Raw genomic sequence first — 22,657 nt, 5'->3', positions numbered from 1 at the left:
AACTTTAGACAGAAAGACGGGGAGGTAAAAAACCTCCAGACCTCAGTTGTTCAACGCTATCTTTAACAGCTTGAATAATGTAGTTGATATCTTCATCTGTATGGGTTGTAGATAAATAACCGCTAATACCTAAAAGGTGAACTCCTTTATCAAGCAGATGATATTTTAATAAGCTCATAGCAACTGAAGCAGTAGAATTGTCTTCAGAAAGTTCTACAGATGCAGAACCAAATAGTGAACCAAAGTTAGCCATTTTTAGCGGTAGTTTTTCAGATGTAAAATAATTATTCAAATCAGTAACGAATTGTGTTGTACGTTCATTCAATTTCTGATGCAATGATAAACCTTCACTTTGTAGATATTTGAGTACTGCTTTTGCAGCAGCCATTGCTAATGGATGTTTACAAAAAGTACCTGCAAAAAATGTTTTTTTGGTTTGAGGGTAGGAATCATCGCCATAGTTCCATACACCACCATCAATTGCATCCATATATTTACTTTTTCCAGCAATTATCCCAATGGGTATTCCTCCCCCAACAATTTTTCCGTAGGTAGCGATGTCTGCTTGTACACCAAAATATGCTTGTGCGCCACCAGGATGAATGCGAAAACCTGTAACCATTTCATCAAAAATTAAAGCAATTTCAGTTGCTTGTGTTAATTCCCGTAATTGGTACAGAAATTCCTTTGGCTGTAAAGCTGGTCTACTTGTTTGTACAGGAACTACCAAAACTGCTGCTAATTCTTGTTGATGAGTTTTGATAATTTCTAATGATTCTGGGTTAGCATAATCTAACACCAAAACATCATTAACAAAATTTGGTAATACTCCTGGTGATAATGGAATTGCAGATTGATTATTTTCTGCATTATTACCTTTAACTAAAGTTCCATCAAAATGACCATGATAAGAACCAGAAAATATCACGATTTTATTACGTCCTGTAACGGCTCTAGCAATGCGAATAGCAGTCATTACGGCTTCCGTACCTGTATTGCTAAAACAAACCCGTTCCATCCCAGTAAGTTGAGAAATTAACTCAGCCACTTCACTAACAAGTTCTGATTGTGGGTCGATTTGAATTCCTTTATCCATTTGGGTAATTAAAGCCTCTTTAATAAAAGATGGATTATGACCAAAAAGATTAATTCCCAATCCCATCATTACATCGACATATTCATTACCATCTACATCCCATATTTTGGAACCAAAAGATCGATTAGCAACAATGGGATAATACATTTCTTTCAAGAGTAAATTAAACTCTCCTAAATTTTTATCATCAGATAAAAATAGGCGAGAATTTTGAGAAATTTGCTTTGATGTTTTTGTGCGATCGCTGTAGCTATTAATAAAATATTCTAAGTACTCTTGCTGCTGGTTAGTAAGTCCTGCTTTAGCTAGCAGCTTAGTTAGATTGTCTGAATGTTGAGGTAATGTAACTTGTGGTAAATTCATAAAATTTGTCTCTTCTAATTTACTGGTCAAATTATCTATCTGTTAGTGCAAAATCCTAAAAAGCAAAATTTATAAGTGGTTGAATTTTTCGCTCATATTCTGTTGCAATTCTAAGGTAAGTTCGAGCCTGCTAAAGCAGGCTTTCGTTTTTTATTGATGGGCTTATAATGTGAAAATTACCTATCAACTTGCACAGGTTTGTAGCAGACAAAATAAGTACTACCAGGCATCGGAGATATTTCTAAATCTCGATGGGCATCATAAATGCTAATGTCGCCGAATCCAGCAGTTTCCAAAGCAGATATAACCTCTTCTTTGCTATAACATTTCTCTAGAATAGTGCTATCTAAACGCTGCCATGCTTGCTCTATCAGTGAGAATATAGTCAAATTAATGGAAGCTACTTTAGCTTCCGAATTGTAGCTATTGCGAGTCGCCCATGCATAATCTTCTTTCACATTGCCAGTAGCTTTACCGTCCCAATTAAACTTATATTCCTCTTCCAAAAACAAATAGACTACAAAAACACCATTTGGTAATAGAGTCTGATAAACCTTATGAAATACACTAGTCAAATCTTCAAGGGTCATTATATGATTGAGAACACCAATTGAAATTACTGCATCAAAATTAGCAGAAAAATCAATAAGGCGTACATCATTAAAAATTAATTCTGCACCGGGTGCATTCTCCCGCGCATAGCGTAACATTCCTTCAGAAGCATCAATTCCTGTTACTTTATAGCCTTTGTTGAGTAGCTTTTGTGCTAATTGTCCTGTGCCACAACCAAGATCAAGAATATGTGCATCCTTGGCTAAGTTTGGTAATATTAATTTTTCTAAAGCTGGTAGTGTCTCTTGGAGAACTCCTAAAGCCCAATCATCGTTATATACACGTGCAAGAGGATCATAACTAGCAGAAAGAGTTGTGGTATTCATACAATATATCTCCTGATTTTAGTCAAAAAAATGTAGTTTTTCTTTGTATTTCTCTGATTGTTAAAAATTGCGTTTGTTTTATCAAGGTCTAGTTTTTAACATTTCTTGGTCCATCAAATAGGAAAAATAAACGCTGAGTAAGTGATTGTCTACTGGAGGACAAGTAATGGAAGTACCCATTAAGCCATTGATAACGTTTTGGTTATCAAGCTGTAAAAATCCTGAATTAGAATTTTCTTCTTGAGCTTGTCTTGCGGGAAAAAATGGTACTAAAGAATATAAAGGATGGTCTAATGAATCTTGAGTAACATTGAGCAATTTCTCTCGCCACTGGTCATAAGAATTTTGCTCAATTGAATAATCCCATGAGCGAATATGGTCTATAAGTGTATTTGAGTGGAGAGTTTGGGGATGAACTAAGTGGAAGGTTTTACCGAGAGATTCTTCCTTTTTCGATAAATGAACTATTGCTTTGCTGACATAATCCACAGGAACTATATTCTCTCTAATATCTATATCTGGCACACTTCCCAATTGGACACAACCTATTATCAGTTTATACAAGAAGTCATTACTATTAAAAACACCTGTTTTACTATCTCCCGATATACGTGATGGTCTATAAATAGAGATAGGAATGCCTCTTTCAGCCGCAGTTTGTACTAATTTTTCAGCTACCCATTTAGTTTGACAATATCCATTGCTGGGAAATTCATTCTCGTTCAGGCTATCCTGTTCTCGTACTAATTTAACTCCCGATTCAACTTTTGAAGATACAACACCAGAACTAGAAATAAAATGTACTGGTTTGGTTTTGATTTGACTAGCTAATCTGAGGATTTCTTGTGTACCCAGTACGTTTGCAGGTTTCAGAATAGAGTAGGGATAAATATGATGTACCCAAGCACCATTATGGTAAATGACATCAATTATAGATGCTAACTGGTGAATTTTTTCGGTTTCTAAACCCAAAAGTGGCTTTGATAAATCGCCGACAATGGGAATAATTCTAGAATTCCAACTTTCGTTCCAAATTCCATAAGATTCTAGGGTTCTTTGCAGCTTATTATTGCTATCCTCAAAATTTGAATTTCGTACTAAGCAATAAATATCTGCTTTGGTTTGTTGCAGAAGTTCAGCCAGTAAAAAGGCTCCTAAAAAGCCTGTGCCTCCAGTCAGTAAAATAGCGTTTGGTTCAGAGATAAACTTACCAACACTTTGAGGATAAATTGTCTGATCTAAAACAGTTTCAGTTTTGATATCAAAAGTTGAGTAATTAACTTCTGTTTGACAAACTCGATCAATATTTTCCGCTAAACCTTCTACTGTAGGTTTCTCTAACAAACTGCGTAAAGATATATCTAAATTAAAAGTTTCTTTAACTTTGGCAAGTAATTGAGTAGTTAATAAAGAATGTCCACCCAATTCAAAGAAGTTGTCGTAAATACCAATTTTTTCAACTTTTAAAACTTCTGACCAGATTTGAGCCAGCGTTTCTTCTACAGGCGTGCGAGGAGGAACAAATTCTCCTATTAAATCTGACCTGACTTGCTCTGGTGCGGGTAAGGCTTTTCTATCGACTTTACCATTAGGGCTTCGAGGTAATTCTTTTAGTATTACGATAGCTGATGGAACCATGAATTCTGGTAGTTTATCTTTCGCAAAGTTGCGGAGTTCATTAACTGTAGTGGCTGATTTTGACTGGGGAACTACATAAGCAACTAAGCGTTTGTTTCCTGGTACATCTTCACGCGCAATAACTACTGTTTCTTGCACTCCCTGATGTTGATTTAATAATACTTCAATCTCGCCTAACTCTATACGGAAGCCGCGAATCTTTACTTGATTATCAATACGTCCTAAAAACTCAATATTGCCATCATTAAGATATCGCCCTAAATCACCAGTTTTATACAGACGCATTCCTGGTTGTTGGCTGAAGGGATGGGGAATGAATTTCTCAGATGTAATTTGAGGCTGATTTAAATAACCTCTGGCTAAACCTTCACCACTAATATAAATTTCACCAGAAACACCAACAGGAACTGGATGTAAGTGAGAGTCTAGTATATATATTTTTGTATTGGCTATGGGACTACCAATGGATATTTGCGTTCCAGTTTCTAGAGAATGACAACGGTATACACTACTCCAAACAGTTGCTTCTGTTGACCCGTACTCGTTAAATAGAGATGTTTCTGACTGTAATTGAAAGTGATGTTCTACCAATTCTGGCGGACAATATTCACCTGCAACTATAACAGCACGCAGGGAATTTAACTGTTCTGGTTTTGCTTGTTGCAATATTAGAGCATATAGAGAAGGAAGACTTAATAAATGGGAAACTCTATTTTGAGAAATTAACTCTACGAGTTTAGGTACTTCCCTTTGTACACCTTCTTCTGGTAAATGTAGAGTTCCGCCACAACAAAGTGTCCAGAAAATACCTGCAATAGAACTATCAAAAGCAAAGGATGAAAGCAATAAGAAGCTGCTGACAGGTTCTTGATAGTAGGTAATACGTGCAGTTGTGGAGTGAACTAGATTACGATGTGCGATCGCAACTCCTTTAGGCTTACCTGTAGAACCAGAAGTGTAGATTACATAAGCTAAGTTTTCAGGAGTTGCTGTTGGAACGGGTGCTTCCTGACTCTGCTGTGCAATAGCTTCCCAATCTGTATCTAAGCAAATTGTCTGTGCATCGTGGTTGGGTAAGCCTTCCAGGAGATGCTGTTGAGTCAATAATATGGATACTTGAGTATCCTCTAGCATGAAAGCTAAACGCTCTTGAGGATAGTGTGGATCGAGGGGAACATAAGCACCACCAGCTTTGAGAATACCCAAGATACCTACAAGCATTTCTAAGGAACGTTCCACACAAATTCCTACTAAGACTTCTGCGCCTACCCCCAACTTTTGCAAGGAATGAGCTAATTGATTTGCACGTATATTCAGTTCAGCATAAGTGAGTTGCTGGTTGTTAAATACAACAGCAATATTATCTGGTGTACGTTCTGATTGCTCTGTAAATAGCTGATGAATAGATTTATTTTGTGGATTGTATGCTTGAGTTTGATTGAACTCAAATAGAAGCTTGTGTAAGGTGCGATCGCTTAAAATTTCTAATTTACTGATTGAACCTTCTGGATCATACGTGGCGCTTTCTAATAGCTTGTGAAATTGCTCTACTAAAACTACAATATCCTGTGGAGAAAAGAGGTTAGAGTCATAATGAAATTCTGCATTCAAAAAATCATTCTGGCGTCTACAAGAAAGTTTAATTTTGAAACGTTCAGTACAGGTATCAAGCTTGAAAATTGAAAATGAGATATTACCTGCATAATGCTTTGTATCTTCTTCTGTAAAATCAAAACCCACAGCAAAAAAAGGCAGAATATCTGATTTATTATCTCCTTCTGATATTTTTTCCCAAGTAAAACACTCTTGCCATTTGTCGATAGATTCTACAGATTCATGCACTTGCTGTAAAAGTTGACTAAATTTAAAATTACCTTCTAAATTACAATTAAGTGGTAAATATTTAGCAAATAGTCCCAATGCTCCTTTAAGTTCTTCATATTTTCTGCCATTAAATTCCTTGGCGACGGTCATTTCAGATTGTCCACTCAATCGCCAAAGTAAAACTAGCCAACAAGTTAGATAAAAGTTAGACGCAGAAGTATTATACTTCTGAGCCAATGTTTCAATATTAGCTACCAGTTCTGGAGTAATAATTGAATCTACTAATTTTGGTTGAAATTTTTGTTGGTTCGAGAGACGATTTTCAAAAGGAAGCTGGAAACTGTCAATAGTAGAGAAGTCTTGCTGTTGCCAATATTCTCTGCCTATTTTCGTTTCTTCTGCTTCTAATATTTGATTTTGCCATTCTGAAAAGTCTGCATACTGGAGTGGTTCTTCAGATAATTCTTCATCCAACTTTCCTAAGTAAGAAAGAGCCAGTTCCTGTACTAAACAATTAAGAGTGACACTATCTGCACAGAGAGCAGGCAAACTGATAAATAATATATACCTATCTGGTGAAATAGTTACCAAATATGTATGTAAGATTAAACCTTTTTCAAACTCAAAACTTTGTTGTTTAATTTTTTGAAAAATTAACTCAATCTTCTCCTCTTTTTCTTGAGTTTTCAAATTACTTATATCAGATTTTTTATCTAAAATAACCTTGCTATCTGTAATTACCTGTACTGGAATAGTCATTCCAGGTAGACAAACAAAACTGGTGCGGAGAATCTCATAGCGATTGACAACATCTTGCAAAGCCAATTCTAAATTATTGACATCAATATTTCCTTCAATCAAAATTGCACAATCGCTACGATAAGCCCAACTTTGATCAATTTGTTGTAGCAACCATAAATGCTCTTGCTGAGGTGAAAGTCTAAACCCCTCGATACTTTCTACTTGCATATGTATACCTCAGTGTTAGTTAAATACTTTGTGGTGTATAAGGTTCAGCCATTCCGACTAAAATTTTTCTGGGAGGAACAAATGGCTGACGAGCATGTATTGATAACATATTATCCAACATCAATACATCTCCTTTTTGCCAAGAAAAAGTGACCATTGCTTCTTGATAAGCAGCTCGCAGTTCAGCTAAGACTGATGGCTCAATTGCAGAACCATCACCGTAATATGTGTTAGTTGGTAAATCTTCTTCTGGCAAACTTTTCAATAACGATTCGCGTATTGTTGCTTCCAATGTGGTAACGTGAAAAAAAGTTGCGTGATTAAACCAGACCATTTCACCTGTTTGAGGATGTTTGAGAACGGCTGGCCCAACTTGTCGAGTTCTTAAGCGATCGCCTGCTTTCCATTCAACCTCAATTCCATTGCTTTGGCAATACTCTTCTACTTTTGTTTTGTCTGTAGTTTGAAATACAGTTTGCCAAGGAAGACCAAATCCATCGCCAAAATTACGCATATACATAACTTGCTTTTCAATGAAGCGATCGCGTATTTTGGGATCAATGCGCTCAAAAACTTTTCGACAACTACCAATTGGAGTTTCTCCTCCCTCCGCCGCTGGACTCACACAAAAAAAGAAGATTTTCAACGGAAACGTAGGCGAGTAAGCGTGTTCATTGTGAGGAAAAATACTTTGGTCCGCAGGGTAGTCAGTTGAAGTATAAATTCTCCCACCCACTTGAGTTCGTGGAGATGCCCGATAGCGATATTCTAATGCTTCTCCACAAATCGCTGCGATAATTTGCTCAAATTCTTCTATTGAATTAACTTTGAAATCACGAAAAAGAACCGCTGCATATTTTAATAATCCACTTTTCAAATATTCACGATTATTCTTAGCCCAATCTTGTAGATTAACTCCCTTTACACTAGGCTTAATCACCAAGGGGAAGTTAGTATCTGACTTTAGAAATTCAGTTTTAATTAACTCTTCTGTGGATATATTAACAGCTTTCCGTCTCACAGAACCTAGAGCTTCAATTTTTGTCATGATTTTTATTATTTTTTGCTGATTATCTACTCGTTCTACGTTTAACGTTGGTTAACTTTTGTTGGATAGTATTTTGATAAGCTTCTTCTCTAGCAAAATTATGCTTCTTATCTAGTTCATTGAGAATTATCTTTAGTTCACTTAATTTCGTTTCTGGGTGTGTCGCAATCTTATTTAGAAGTGTTGCAAAAATATTTGATAATCTAACAATGCTGCCCCGATCAAATAGATCAGTGTTATATTCCCATACACCAAATAATCCCTGCTCCGTTTCGTTTAACTCCAACAACAAGTCAAACTGCACTGTTTTGTTTTCAACCTTCAAAGATGTGATAGTTAGACCTGGAAGTTGTAAAGAAGGAGTTTGAGTATTTTCCAAAACAATTTTGACTTGAAATAACGGTGTGCGGTTCAACTCTCGTTTTGGATTCAGAACATCAACCAGTTTGTCAAAGGGTAAATCCTGGTGAGCATAAGCTTCTAAAGTCATTTCGCGGACTCGTTCTAACAACTCTACAAAAGTAGGATTTCCTGATAAATCTGTACGCAACACTAATTGGTTAACAAAAAACCCGATTAACTCTTTAGTCTCAGCTTGATTGCGGTTGGCAATATCAGTACCAACAACGATATCTTCTTGATCGGTGTACCAGTGCAGCAAAGTCTGAAAAGCCGCCAACAGAATCATAAACAGTGTGATACCTTGGCGCTGATTCAGAGCCTTTAGCTTCTCAGATAAAGTTTTGGGTAGAACCAGAGCTTCCCTAGCTCCTGAGAAAGTCTGGATAGGCGATTGGGGGTGATTACTAGGCAGTTCCAGAACAGGAAGTTTACCGCCTAATTGCTTTTGCCAGTAAGCAAGTTGAGTTTCTAGTCGCTCTCCCTGTAACCACTGTCGTTGCCAAACAGCAAAGTCTGCATACTGAATTGAGAGTTCCGAAAAGGGTGAGGGTTTGCCAACAGAAAAAGCTTCGTACAAAGTTGCAATTTCGTGAATTAGCACACCTATAGCCCAGCCATCAGCGACAATATGATGCATAGTCAACAATAATACATATTCTGCCGCTGCTAGTTGTAATAAAGTAACTCGCAATAAAGGGCCTTTGGTTAGGTCGAAAGGCCGTTGCGCTTCTTCACTCGCCAGTCGTAAAATATCAGTTTCTCTTTGCTTTTGAGAAAGCTCTTGTAAATCTACTACTAGTAGTTTGAAGCTCAAACTTGGAGCAATAACTTGCAGAGGTTGTCCATCAACTACTGTGAATGTAGTTCTTAAAACTTCGTGCCGTCTCACAACTTCGTGAAAGCTTTGCTCTAGCGCCGCCACATTTAAGTATCCTACAAGACGCATGGGCTGAGATATATTATAGGCGATATTCCCAGGCCGTAACTGGTCGATAAACCACAACCTTTGCTGGGCAAAAGATAGAGGAAATAAGTTAGATTCTCGACTTTGACGAACTATTTGCGATTGTGAAAAGATGTTCTCTTTTTTCTTGTGAAGGCGTTGTGCAAGAAGCTGAAGTTTCTCTGGAGAAAGACCAGCGATCCGTTGCGAAAGGTCACTCATATTCGTTAAACCTGATATGCAACAAAATAAATATAATATTGGTCTTGATTAACGTTGTAATTCTATACATTTTAGAGTGCTTGCTTATCTAAGACTTTTTCTATGTCCTGTGTATCTGGTATTTTATTTACTCCATCTTCTTCAGATGAAAAATTGAATTTTTTTAGCACAAATTGCAACAGATTTTTTTCAATTTTTGTCATTTCAGGATGATATAAGTCTAATGATAATACTACTCGTTCTTCTTGACTTTTATTCCATGCTTCGTGTTCAAAGCTATCGTCAAAAAATAAAGTCCGTCCTTTAATCCAACTTTGTGTTTTCCCGCCGACGCTTATACCACATTTTTCTGGAATCGTGAGCGCTAAATGACATGTTAAGGAAGTATTGATATTATCCGTGTGTGGTGGTAAGACAACTCCAGGTTTCATCACATAAAACTCTATATGTCCGAAAGGATATAAAAAAGGTTCCAATTTAGATAAAATATCAACTGTTTTAGGAAAGTGAGAAAGACCTATTTGTGTAAAATTACCTTCTTTCCATAACAAGTATGCTTTCCAATCATCATCTTTGAGGGATGTAAAGAGATTGCTAGCATTAAACCTAGAAACAATATTACATCCAGATGAGATATAAGCTAACCATTCATTTTCTATATCATTGAATCCTTGTTGAAGTTTATTACTGACAAGATTTAAAATATCATTATCGTGTGGCTCATACCAGGGTTTATGAGTAATGCCAGGATATAAAAACGCACTCATTTTTTGAGCAGGGTTAGAGGTTGATTCCTCTGATAAAGTTATATAAGATTTGAGTGCGTTTTCAAAACGATCAATATTTCCTTGGGGAGATAACAATTTTAATAACTTCAGAAACAAAAGAAAAAAACTTAACTCTAAAGACTGCTTATCCATAATATATTCCTCAAGTTTATCCAAGATAATTATTGAAATTTACTTCTTGTATTCTGTCACAAATAATTTCATCAAATCACACTTTGACATGAATAAATCTAAAAACTATATAGTTATTAGCTTTCTATTTTTTCATCACGTTAGTGGTGACTTATAGGCTGATCCATATTGCACGACTATGGTATAGTCTTCTATTTTGCAGTTAGCACACTCTGCTCATATAAATTTTAATGTATATTCATATCAAATTTAAAAATATAATTATGAAATTAACTGGTGGAGATAAGCTTTAATAAAGCCTTTTCAAAATTGGTGAGTTCTGGATGATATAACTCTAATAATAAAATGACTCGTTCTTCCTGGCTTTTATTCCAAGCTTCATGTTCAAAACTATTATCAAAAAATAAAATGCCACCTTGAGTTAAATTTTGTGTTTTACTAGCAACTCTCAAACCACAATTTTCTGGAATCGTAATTCCCAGGTGACATGTTAAAGAAATATTCATATCATCTATGTGTGGTGGTACTATAACTCCTGGTTTCATAACAAGAAACTCCACTAATCCGTTGCCATATAGGAAAGGTTCCAACTCAGATAAAATCTTTACTGTATTGGGAAAAAGAGCAACACCTGTCTCTGTAAATTTACCTTTATACCTCAGCTGGTATCCTTGCCAATCTTCATCCTTAAGGTGCGAATATATTTCACTTGCATTGTAGATTGAAACTACTTTCTGTCTAGATGACAAATAAGCTAACCACTCATTTTTTATATCACTAAATCCTTTTTTTAGTCTGTCATCCACAAGTTGTAAAACATCATTATCATGTGTTTCATACCAGGGTTTATGAGTAATACCAGGATATAAAAAATCACTCTTTTTTTGAGTATAATCGGTCGCAGATTTCTCCAAGAATGAGATGTAAGTCTTTATGGCATCATCAATACGCTGAATATTTTCTTTTGGATATAAAAGTTTTAAAAACTTGCTCCCTAATTTGAACACCTTGAGTAACAAAAGAGATGATGTGATTTTTGCGGAGTTTTTTACAATCATAAATGCAGTTCCAAATACACGATAACTAATTAGTGATGTAGTTCTTTAGTCTCAAGTTTCGCAGTTTAAATAACGCCAATAGCAAATAAAGTTTTGCCAAGCCACGGAAATTCTAAAACTAATGGTAAAAGATGACCTTTGATTGGATTTTTTTCAGTGATTGATTGAAAAAACAATTCTGAGTTCCACTCGTTTAGTAAGAGACTTCCCACTGCAATGGTGTTTTCAAGATTCCTCACATGATGCCACCAATTTGGTGGAATATATAAAATCTCTCCAGCTTCTAGTATGACTTCTACTGAATTTGTCTTAGCATATAGTGGAAATTTATCTAAATTGGGATTGAAAACATTAACTTTTCCAGAGTACAAAAGTTCTTCTTGATCTGGTGTAAATAAAACTATTTGTTTTCTCCCTCTAATCATTCCCAACCATGCAGAACCATTATTTGGATCTTTGTGAAGACCTATCGATGTATCTTTATGACCTATAAATAGTTCAGGGTTATCTAATTCATATTTTTTTAGCAGCTTTCTTGGTAGTCTTTGTAACCAATTTGGAAAATATATTGGTTCTTTATAGTCCTCTAAAAGCTGAGGATGATCAGAAATAAACCAGTTAGCTAAATAGAAACGTCTGTCGCTATTCCCGATATTAATATAATCAATATAATCAGCAATAGTCATCAAACCCTCAATTTCATTTTTATCTTCTTTCACAGCACATTTTATTGTTCCACACTCGGATTTAAAAAAATCTAAAGTCCATTTTGTTGTTGCTTTCCAGTCTTTTAGCACATCAGTAATAATGACAGGTTTACCAACAGATGCATACTCTTTTACAAACTCATTATATGAAAGGTTACTACGACGCTCAACAAAATCAATGGGTGTCCATACTAACTTGTATTTTTCCTTATTCCATCTTCTTTTGAGTAAATAGATAACTAAGCGTATACAAACAATTAAAGCAACTATTAAAAAACTCAATGCAATAATTTCCGAAAAATAAAGTGGTAACTGCATAGTCATATCATCTCTATTTACTTAGTTTTGTGAAGTAATTAATGCCTGTACGTCATTCTGAGATAGTTGTTCAATATCTGCTAAAGCTTGAGATAACTCTTCTAGACTTGTCTGTTCAGCCAGTTTTTGAACAATAACTTCAGACAATTCACCGATAGTTGGGCCATTAAAAAAGCCTTTATAAGAAAGTTCTATTTGGAAAACTTTGCATAGTTCAGAAACTAATTGAGTAGCAAATAAAGAGTCTCCTCCTAGCTCAAAGAAGTTATCGTGAATACCCACTTTTTGAATACCCAGAAGTTTTTGCCAAACCTCAGCAAGGGTTCGCTCAATTTCATTAACGGGAGCAATATAAGCATTTCCTAAAATCGGGCGGGGGTGAGTTGGTTTGGATTGACTAAGCTGGGCTAATTTTTCCTCCAAGGTCTTAGGAGATTCCTTTGGCTTAATCAAGCTGGGAAAATCTTGTGTTGATACGATGACCTGAGAAACTGTGCTACTAGAGAGAATACGTTTAAAGGCTTCTATACCCTCAAAAGAAGCCATTCCTGCTGTCAACTTTTCTCCTGTGATTTCCTGATGGCGTGCTTCAACAGCAGCGGCCATTCCTACGCTGTTCCATCTATCCCAGTTAATAGACTTAATGAATTTCCATGTCCCATGTTTGGAGATACTGTAGTTAGCAAAGGAGTCAAGGAAGGCATTTGCAGCTGTATAATCTGCCATTCCAGATGTGCCAATAAATGAACTTAGTGATGAACAGAGTACAAAGAAATCCAGCTTGCTTTCTTGAAATAGAGTCTCAAGTACTCGTGTTCCTTGCACTTTTGGTGCTAAAGCATTGGCTACAGTTTCTTTTGTTGTGAGTTGCATCATCCCTCCGCCGTAAACTGCGGCTGCATGAATTACTCCATGAATCTCACCAAATTGCTGATTGATTTTGTTAAACACCGCTAACATCTGGTCAAGGTTGGTAACATCGGCGCTGGCTATCATTACCTCTGCACCTAATGCCTTTATCGCCTGCAATTTTTGGATCTTTTGGCTGATAGGATCTTCTTTATCATGAGTCGATAACCATTCAGACCACTGGTCTTGGTCGGGAAAAGCTGAACGCCCCAGTAATATTAATTTTGCTTGCACAGTCTGTGCTAAATATTCTGCCAGCACCAAACCAACACCTCCTAATCCACCAGTGATGAGATATACTCCCTGTTTTCTGAGGCGGAGATTTTCGGTAACGGTTTCATGTAGTTGTACAGGTTCAAAATCTTGTACCCAGCGATTCCGTCCACGGTAAGCAATAATTTGGTCAGATATAGAAGTCGTAAGTTCCGCTATTAGCATTTGGATGAGTTCTTCTTGACCACTTTCTACAAGAACTACAACATCAATACTGCGACAGGTTATATTTGGATACTCTAGTGGCATAACTTTGCAAGTTCCGAGAACCAGTGCCTTTTCTGGACACAGTATTTCTGAACCTGTTACTTCCTGCAAATTGTTAGAGATGATGCTAATTTCTACAGCATCTGTCTGATTATTTTCTGCGTAGACGCGCAGCGCCTTGTCGTCAGACATCGTCTGCGCTAAAAACAATAGGCTCGGCCAGCCTAAAGCTTCAATTGTTGAGTTGGTGTAACTGCTTGGTGTCACACTCCACAGATGAACAATCCTTTTTGGAATCTTACCCAGGCTCCGAAGTTCTTTGAGCAAGGTGTTGTAATCATCCTTTTTTTCAGGATTAATCGTATATGTGCGTTGAGGATATTCGCTATTTTGCTGAAATTGCTCTCCAACCCTGACGATAATAACATCTTGATGCTCAAGTACTAGTTGTTTTACCAACTTTTCACCCAAGCCACACTCATCCACAAACACTAACCAGCATCCTAGCTTTACCTCAAGTCCAGGCTGAAAAGACTGCGGTGGCATAGTACGTTTCCAAGAAGGAATGTAAAACCAGTCAGCAATATCGGATTTTTTAGCCAATAAGTCTTGGCGCTGCTTGCTAGTAGCTTTTTGCTTTGTGATGGTAAATGCTGTAGGTGCTAAGTCAGTTACCGATGCAGCAGCTTGAGCTACCAAAATCTGTTCGCCGAAAGTTTCAGTTTCCGAGACAGCTGCTACCTCAACAAACCCTTGAGAGTGTAGTGCTTCTTGCCATTGCTCCTGTGATAAAAATGGATTACCACGGCTGCGTTCTTTATCCTCTAACGGATTCATCAGCAGACCATCGGTGAGATCGAAGTCTAATTGTGGTTGAGTTATTTCCCACAATAGCAGAAATCCTCCAGGAGCTAATAGCGATCGCACATGCTCCAGGGTTTTTGTTATATTCCGGGTTACGTGCAACACATTCACAGCTACCACCACATCAAAACTATGGTGGTTGAACCCTTGTGCAGTTGGCGGTTTTTCAATATCTAGAAAACGATATTCAACAAAGGGATAAGCACTAAATTTCTGTTTGGCTTGATTCAAAAACAAACCACCTACATCTGTAAAAGTGTAGTTAGTGCGTTCAGATGGCAAGATAGGCAGCAATTCTGTTGTAGCAATACCCCCTCCACCACCAATTTCCAGAATTCTCAGGTTTACATCAGGTGGTAATAACTTTACCAACTGTTCCATGCCTGTTCGCACAATCCCTTTTAAATGCGTATTCAGAGGTAATTCTCGATTTGAAATTTTTGGTTTGTTGTCTTTTACCGCAAAGTACAACTCTAACGGTTCTTTTTCACCAATCAATACATCTAGTAGATTCTCGCCACATTCTCGGACTATATTTAGCTCGTGGGGTGTATCTACATATCTGAGTTTAACTTCTTCTATCAGAGTATTAATAGAGTCGATGGAAGTGGGAACAAGGTTGGTAAATAAATCCTTTTCTTGTTGTAGATGACCTTGCTCTACGAGTACATCTAAAAAGCGACACAACAATTGCCGATAGCGAGGAATAATTTTAAATCGCTCACACAACTCCTCAAGGGAATACCGTTCATTATTTTTGCTAAAAGCACCTAAACGCTGGAGAGCAAGGTTTATATAAGCAGCACACAAACGATCCAAACACTGTTTATTCAGTAAATAAGTTTGCTCGTCCAATGTGGCGACGCTAGCACGAGCCTGTAGCCTACAAGCCTCTACGAGAGATTTACCTAAATTAACAGCCGTTTGTCTTGGCTGTTTTTGTGGTTCAATCCAGTAACGTTGGCGCTCAAATGGATAGGTTGGTAAGGGAATATGATGGCGTTGTTCGTTAGCATAAAAACCAGACCAGTCTACTTTGACACCAAAAAGCCAGAGCCGCCCCAAAGAGTTGAGTAAAAATGCTACATCCGATTGTTGTTCTTGGGGATGGCGAATTGAGGTTAGTACAACCTAGGTTGATCTTTGTGATGTTGCTTGGTAAAGGTACTTAAAGTTCTTCCCGGCCCGACCTCTAAAAAGATGCGTTCCTGTATTTTAAGTAACTCAGTCATCCCTTCGCTAAAGCGCACTGTCTGCCGTAGATGCTTTACCCAATATTTTGGGTCTGTTGCTTCAGCTACAGTAATCCAAGTGCCACTAACGTTAGATACAAACGGAATTGTGGCCGGATGAAGTTGGAGTTTTTGTAACTGTTCTGTAAATGGCTGGAGAATTGGCTCCATCATTTGAGAATGAAAGGCATGAGAAGTATGCAGTCTGCGACAGCCTACACCTTTGGATTCTAGCTGTTGTTGTAGTTGTGCGATCGCTTCAGTTGTACCAGAAACCACGCAGTAAGAAGGGCCATTGTTTGCAGCTAAAGAGAGTTCCCTATTTAATAATGGTTGTATCTCTTGTTCGGGAAGTTGGACAGAGAGCATTTCCCCATTAGGAAGTTGCTGCATCAGTCGTCCTCGAATTGCGACTAGCATTAGGGCATCTTCCAGCGAGAAGACTCCAGCTAAAGTCGCAGCTACATACTCTCCGATACTGTGACCAATCATTGACTCTGGTTTTATACCCCATGCCATCCACAATTGAGCTAGGGCGTACTCAATGACAAATAATGCTGGCTGGGCAACAGATGTCTGCTGTAGTTGCTCTGTTATCTTTACTGTCTCTGCCTCATTTGGAAACAATATATGGCGTAAATCAAGACCTAGATGGGGTTTCAGCAGTTCACAGCAGCGATCAACTGCAAGTGTAAAAGTTGGCTCACTTTCGTAGAGTTCTCTACCCATATTCACATACTGCGTTCCTTGCCCAGAAAACATAAACACTACAGGACGATTGGCAGGCTGCTGGTATTGAGTGAAAACTCGTTGTACATCTAAAGGAGAAAGCACCTTCACTGCATCATTCATGTCTTGGCATACCACCATCCGGCGATGCTCGAAAGCTCGACGACCTACACCAAGGGTATGAGCCACATCAGCAAGATGCAACTCATGATATTGCTGGAGATGATTAGCCAGATTCGCCGTAACTTTTTCTAATGCCGATTCGGTCTTCGCAGAAAGAACCAACAGATGATATTTCCTCCCCTGCCCCTCGGTCACTGAGCGTAGCCGAAGTGCTGCCCCCCCCCTCCCCTGCTCCCTTACCGGGGATTCTTCTAAAATTACATGGGCATTAGTCCCACCAATTCCAAAAGAACTGACTCCGGCACGGCGAGGAATGCCGTTTGTTGTCCATTCGGCAAGTTTGGTGTTTACATAAAAAGGACTGTTGGCAAAATCAATCTGCGGATTAGGTTCCTGAAAGTGCAAACTAGGTGGTATTTGTTGATGCTTTAGGGCCAGGACGGTTTTGATTAGACCTGTTACCCCAGCAGCAGCATCTAAATGGCCAATGTTGGTTTTTACTGAACCAATGGCGCAGAAGCCTTTTTTCTCAGTGCTGGCTCGAAAAGCTTGCGTTAACGCCGCGATTTCAATAGGATCTCCTAATGTTGTTCCTGTCCCATGAGCTTCAATATAAGTAATGGTTTCAGGTTCAACGTCGGCAAGAACTTGAGCGGTTCTAATCACCTTGGCTTGACCGTCTATCCGTGGTGCTGTATAGCTAACTTTGAAAGATCCATCGTTATTGATTGCAGAACCTTTGATGAGGGCATGAATAGTATCTCCATCTGCTAGAGCATCCTCTAATCTCTTTAAAACTACGATGCCGACACCTTCGCCACCAACAGTTCCCTGTGCTTGAGCATCAAAAGCGCGGCAGTGTCCGTCAGGCGAACCAATTCCCCCTTCTTTGTAAAGATAGCCAGTTTTTCTGGAAGAACTTATGGAAACCCCACCAGCCAAAGCTAGATCGCATTCCCCATTTAGTAAACTTTGAGTGGCTAAATGTACAGCGACTAAGGAAGTTGAGCAGGCAGTTTGAACAGTGAAACTCGGTCCTTGTAGATTCAGTTTGTAAGAAACGCGGGTAGTTAAGTAATCTTTGTCACCTGCGATCGCTAATTGGTGATTATCTATAGAGCCAATAATATCTTCGTTTAAAATAATATTCAGTAAGTATCTACTTAAGCTAGCCCCGGCGTAAACTCCAATAGAACCTTGATAATTTTCTGAGTCATAGCCAGCATCTTCAAGGGCAATATATGCACATTCTAAAAAGAGACGATGTTGTGGATCGGTAATTTCAGCTTCTCTGGGATTAAAACCAAAAAATCCAGCATCAAAAAGTTCTACATCTTCTAATACAGCTCGTGTTTTGACAAACTTCGGATTATTGAGTGTAGCTGCATCTAGCCCAGAAGCTAACAGTTCTTCATCACTAAAAACTGAAATTGACTCTACACCATTTTGGAGATTTTGCCAAAACTCATCTACATTTTTGGCTCCAGGGAACCGCCCGGCTATGCCAATGATCGCTATTTCTGAACCATTCTGCTCAACAGATGCTATGGGGATATTCATTTTTTATTAACTCCTTGATTACTCATTATCGACTTCATTTTTTGCAATCGTTTTCTTTGCTGAGATTTACCAACTGCAATTTTTTCTATTGAAATATTAGTTTCACTAAGAAATGATGTTTGATTTTTAGTTTGACTAAAAAACTCAGCAAGAGAGTTAATAGTCGGATATCTGAACATATCAAGCATTGATAAATCGGTTGGGAATATTTCGCGTAATTGGCTATGAACTTTCACCAGAAGTAATGAATGACCGCCGAGTTCAAAGAAGTTGTCGTGAATGCCTATTTTCTCGATATTGAGAGATTTTTGCCAAATTGTAGCGATAGTTTGTTCTATCTCAGTTTGTGGCATCACATAAGCAGCTTCTAACTCTGGGCGGAGAGTTTCTGGTGCAGGGAGCGATCGCCGATCGAGTTTACCGTTGGGCAACAAAGGCAAGGTTGACAAGATAATGAAACTTGAGGGCAGCATATATTGCGGTAGCTTCTCCTGAAGAAAGCCACGCAGTTCAGTGTTTATGATGGTCTGTTCTGGCTGAGGGCTAACATAAGCTACTAGATACTTATCACCATGCTCGTCTTCCCTAGCTATTACCACTGCTTCGCGTACTTTATTGTGTTGCTGCAATGTCGCTGATATTTCACCCAGTTCGATGCGGAAGCCCCGAATTTTCACTTGCTGGTCGATGCGTCCGAGAAGTTCGATATTCCCATTGGGTAAGTAGCGGGCTAAATCGCCAGTGCGATACAGACGCATTCCCGATTTTTCAGCAAAAGGGTTGGGAATAAATTTTTCGGTAGTAAGTTCAGGGTGATTGAGGTAGCCCCTGGCAATCCCAATACCACCAATATATAACTCGCCTGGTACGCCTAAAGGTGTAGGGTGCAAATGTTTATCTAGCAAATAGACCTGGGTGTTGGCAATGGGGCGACCAACAGGTACAGAATAAACAGGTTGTTTCTCTGGATAGGTAACTGGTTCAACTGGTTCATAAATGGTGACACCAATCGTTGCTTCAGTCGGGCCATAAGCATTGAGCCAACGGATACAGTGACTCTGGGAGCGATCGCCTACTAGTTTTTGCCAAAGTGCGAGTTTTTCTGGTAAAGCTTGCTCAGTTCCGACAATTATCAAGCGCAGTGTCGGCGGTAATGGTTCTGTTGTTTGAGTCAAGTCAGACACCCATTCATGCCAATAGGCTGTTGGTAAATTGATGACAGTTAGTTTTTCCTGTATCAAGAATTGTCCAAAGTGAGCAAACAATAATACCCGATTGGGTCTGATGACTACAGTTGAACCACTTAACCATGATGGAAATAGTTCTTCGGCTGCCACATCAAAGCTCACAGAAGCGAATTGGAGAATGCGATCTTCTGGTTGCAGTTCATAAGCTTTAGCAGCAGCAATACTGTGGTTCACTAAAGCTTGGTGCGTAATCAGAACGCCTTTAGGTGTTCCTGTAGAGCCGGAAGTGTAAATCACATAAGCCAGGTTTTCGGCTGTCACACTGCTACTAGGATTTTTCTGACTTTCCTGGGCGTACAGATCCCATTCGTCTAGGCATACAACCTTAGCCGCAGATGTCGGGAGTTCCGCAACTAGATGCTTTTGAGTAAGCAACACTAAAGGTTTGACATCATCTAATATTAAAGCTAGTCGTTCCTGTGGATATGCTGGATCGAGTGGCACATAAGCGCCACCAGCTTTCAGAATGCCTAAAATTCCGATTGCCATTTCAAGCGATCGCTCCACACAAATCCCTACCAATACCTCTGGTTTTACCCCAAGAGATTGTAAATAATGCGCCAATTGATTTGCGTGGTTATTTAGCTCTCGATAGGTGAGGTGTTGGTCTTCAAAGGTTACGGCAATTGCATCAGGCAATCGCTCTACTTGAGCCTCAAATAACTCATGGATACAATACTCACCAGGATAGTCAACTTTAGTATTATTCCATTCCACCAACAACTGATGCTGTTGAGTTTGTGTCAATATAGGCAATTCTTTTAGAGGTTGCTCTGAGTTGGCGACAACACCTTCTAGCAAGGTTACGTAATGTCCGAGCCAACGCTGAATTGTTTGGGTATCAAATAAATCTGTATTATATTCCAGTTCTATTACTAGTTCACTGTCTGTCTGAAGAATATTTAAATTAATATCCAGCTTAGTAGCACTGGTAGAATTTTTAGCTATTTCAAACTCTTGTTTTAAAGACTTGGACTCTAATGGAGCTTTGTCCAGATTAAACCCTGTGGTAAAAAGAGGGGTGCGGCTAGGATCTCGTGGTAACTTTAAATTTTCAATTAGTTTAATAAAAGGATAAATTTGATACTCGTAAGCATCTAACAATATCTGCTGAACTGAACTTAAATACTCTGCAAAGCCTGGATTGCCAACAACTTGGCTGCGTATGGGCAATAGATTAACACAGTGGCCGACAAGATATTCACCTGCGATCGCAGATTGTCCAGCCGAAGCAATACCAACAACGATATCTTGTTGATTCGTCAATCGTTGCAATAAGGTGAAAAATGCTGTTAAAAGAATCGTAAATAAAGTATAACCACGTTGTAGACTTAAGCTTTTCAAAGAATTATACAAAGTGGAATCGAGGCTGAGATTTTCTCGCGCTCCAGTGTACGAAAATATTGGTGGTCGAGGCCGGTCAGTTGGTAATTCCAAAACAGGCACTGAACTAGCAAATTGACTCAGCCAATAAGCTTCAGCTTTTGCCATTTCTGGACTCTGTTGCATTTGTACTTGCCACAGAGCATACTCACTCCATTTCATGGGTTGGGGAAGTTGGCTAGCAATACCTTGGCATTCTGCTGAATAAATTACTGCTAGTTCTCGTAATAAAATACTAATTGACCAACCATCAGCAATAATGTGATGATTTGTCAGAATTACAAGATGATGATCTTCCTGCAACTTGACGATATGACAGTTCAGCAACGGCCCTTTTTCTAAATGGAAAACTTGTTGAGCTTCTCGTGCTAATAATTCTGATAGCTGTGTTTCTCGTTGACTTTTACCTAAAGTTGAAAAGTCACTCACAGGAATGTCTATAGTCAAAGTGGGATGAATCAGTTGATTATCCCCCTCTGGGCTAAAAGTAGTTCGCAGCGCTTCGTGACGATTGATAATTTCCTGAACAGCTTTACGCACTGCCAATAAATTACCAGTCCCTCGCAGATGGATAGTTCTAGATTCGTTGTAGGCGCGGGAAACTTCATCTCCCATCTGTGCCAAAAACCACAGTTCTTTTTGCGCTGCTGTCAGGGGAATTTTGAGCGTTGTTGAAATCGGGGCAGGTGGCAATAATTCCCCTTCTTGCATTTCTACTACGCTTTCCTTGACTGCCCCAATTACGTGTTCAATATCTGCATCAGTATGCGCCGTAGACAGATAAAATGTGCGTCCTTCCCAAACATAAACGCCTTTTTCTAAGAGATGATAGAAAAACAACTGACCAAACTTGAGAGGAGATGAGGCGATAAAACGAAACAGCGAACCAAAATGGACTACTTGAATAGGAACTTGTTTTTGTTCAAAGTAACTATTAAGAGTCTGGGCTAATTTCGTTGTTTTTGCAGATAACTCCTGCTGTAATTTTGGTCCACTATTTTTAATATAGTTGAGTGCAGCCCAAGCCGCCGCCATTACTAAAGGATGTTTGAAGAAAGTACCTGCAAATACTGTGGTGTCCGCTTGAGGATAAGACCCATCTCCATAGTTCCACATCCCACCGTCAAGGATATCCATTAAAGCTGCCTTGCCAGCTATAACTCCAATTGGCATCCCAGCAGCAACGGCTTTACCGTATGTAGTCAAATCTGCTTGAATATTCCACAAGCCTTGAATCCCACCTGGGTGCATCCGAAAACCGGTAATTACTTCGTCAAAAATTAATACGGTTCCTGTTGCTTGAGTTAATTGTCTGAGTTGCAGCAGAAACTCTTTTGGTTGCAAATCTGGGCGACTGCTTTGTATCGGTTCCACCAGAACTGCTGCCAGTTCGTAAGCATGAGTTTTCAGAATTTCGAGAGATTCAGGTTGTCCATAGTCAAGTACGATAACATCATCAGCAATGTATGATGGAATACCTATAGCTCTGGGGATAGAACGCTTCGTTCCTTCGCTAGTTGTTACTCCTCTTACCAAAACCCCATCATAAGTACCATGATAAGAACCAGCAAATAAAGCAATCTTAGAGCGTCTTGTAGTAGCCCGTGCTAGGCGGATTGCTGCCATCACCGCTTCTGTGCCATCGTTACAAAAAGCTGCTCGTTCTGCGCCTGTCAACTCACAA

Annotated in this window: 10 protein-coding genes and 1 pseudogene; all 11 read right to left on the bottom strand. The window is 38.8% G+C overall.

The genetic code is table 11. The annotated features are described in order from the left end of the window. Positions 1–4: 4 nt before the first annotated feature. The 11 genes and pseudogenes from QUD05_RS19385 to QUD05_RS19335 all read right to left on the bottom strand — a co-directional run bounded on the left by QUD05_RS19385 (position 5) and on the right by QUD05_RS19335 (position 22,650). On the bottom strand, positions 5–1,459 hold the full coding sequence (locus QUD05_RS19385) for an aspartate aminotransferase family protein (protein WP_289797498.1): 1,455 nt from the start codon (positions 1,457–1,459) through the stop codon (positions 5–7). A gap of 176 nt (positions 1,460–1,635) precedes the next feature. Beyond that, entirely contained in the window at positions 1,636–2,397 is a 762-nt protein-coding gene (locus tag QUD05_RS19380; RefSeq protein WP_289797497.1) for a class I SAM-dependent DNA methyltransferase, read from the bottom strand. An 81-nt stretch (positions 2,398–2,478) separates the two neighbouring features. Continuing rightward, positions 2,479–6,828 (bottom strand): non-ribosomal peptide synthetase family protein, encoded by a 4,350-nt coding sequence (locus tag QUD05_RS19375; RefSeq protein WP_289797496.1) that lies wholly within the window; start codon positions 6,826–6,828, stop codon positions 2,479–2,481. 19 nt (positions 6,829–6,847) lie between these two features. Further along, on the bottom strand, positions 6,848–7,876 hold the full coding sequence (locus tag QUD05_RS19370) for a TauD/TfdA family dioxygenase (RefSeq protein WP_289797495.1): 1,029 nt from the start codon (positions 7,874–7,876) through the stop codon (positions 6,848–6,850). A 22-nt stretch (positions 7,877–7,898) separates the two neighbouring features. Further along, positions 7,899–9,443: a condensation domain-containing protein gene (locus QUD05_RS19365; RefSeq protein ID WP_289797494.1), complete on the bottom strand. Its 1,545-nt coding sequence runs from the start codon at positions 9,441–9,443 to the stop codon at positions 7,899–7,901. Between the two features lie 71 nt (positions 9,444–9,514). Next, positions 9,515–10,363 (bottom strand): aspartyl/asparaginyl beta-hydroxylase domain-containing protein, encoded by an 849-nt coding sequence (locus QUD05_RS19360; protein ID WP_289797493.1) that lies wholly within the window; start codon positions 10,361–10,363, stop codon positions 9,515–9,517. Between the two features lie 269 nt (positions 10,364–10,632). Continuing rightward, the gene (locus tag QUD05_RS19355; RefSeq protein ID WP_289797492.1) at positions 10,633–11,421 is read right to left on the bottom strand and encodes an aspartyl/asparaginyl beta-hydroxylase domain-containing protein; all 789 of its coding nucleotides are present in this window, start codon (positions 11,419–11,421) and stop codon (positions 10,633–10,635) included. 65 nt (positions 11,422–11,486) lie between these two features. Beyond that, positions 11,487–12,446: a cupin-like domain-containing protein gene (locus QUD05_RS19350; RefSeq protein WP_289797491.1), complete on the bottom strand. Its 960-nt coding sequence runs from the start codon at positions 12,444–12,446 to the stop codon at positions 11,487–11,489. A gap of 21 nt (positions 12,447–12,467) precedes the next feature. Then, a complete protein-coding gene (locus QUD05_RS19345) occupies positions 12,468–15,080 on the bottom strand; it encodes an SDR family NAD(P)-dependent oxidoreductase (protein WP_289800013.1) in 2,613 nt (870 codons plus the stop codon). Positions 15,081–15,632: 552 nt separating this feature from the next. Continuing rightward, positions 15,633–18,343, bottom strand: a pseudogene (locus tag QUD05_RS19340) (type I polyketide synthase); the annotation flags it as partial. Beyond that, positions 18,340–22,650 carry a non-ribosomal peptide synthetase gene (locus QUD05_RS19335; RefSeq protein ID WP_289797490.1) on the bottom strand — a complete coding sequence of 1,437 codons (4,311 nt, stop codon included), beginning with the start codon at positions 22,648–22,650 and terminating at the stop codon, positions 18,340–18,342. The gene QUD05_RS19335 and the pseudogene QUD05_RS19340, both read right to left, overlap by 4 nt. Positions 22,651–22,657 lie beyond the last annotated feature (7 nt).

It is taken from the genome of Nostoc sp. GT001, from assembly GCF_030382115.1.
GTDB lineage: Bacteria > Cyanobacteriota > Cyanobacteriia > Cyanobacteriales > Nostocaceae > Nostoc.
The sequence above is the reverse complement of the archived record's forward strand: the minus strand, read 5'-3'. Positions and strand labels throughout refer to the sequence as shown.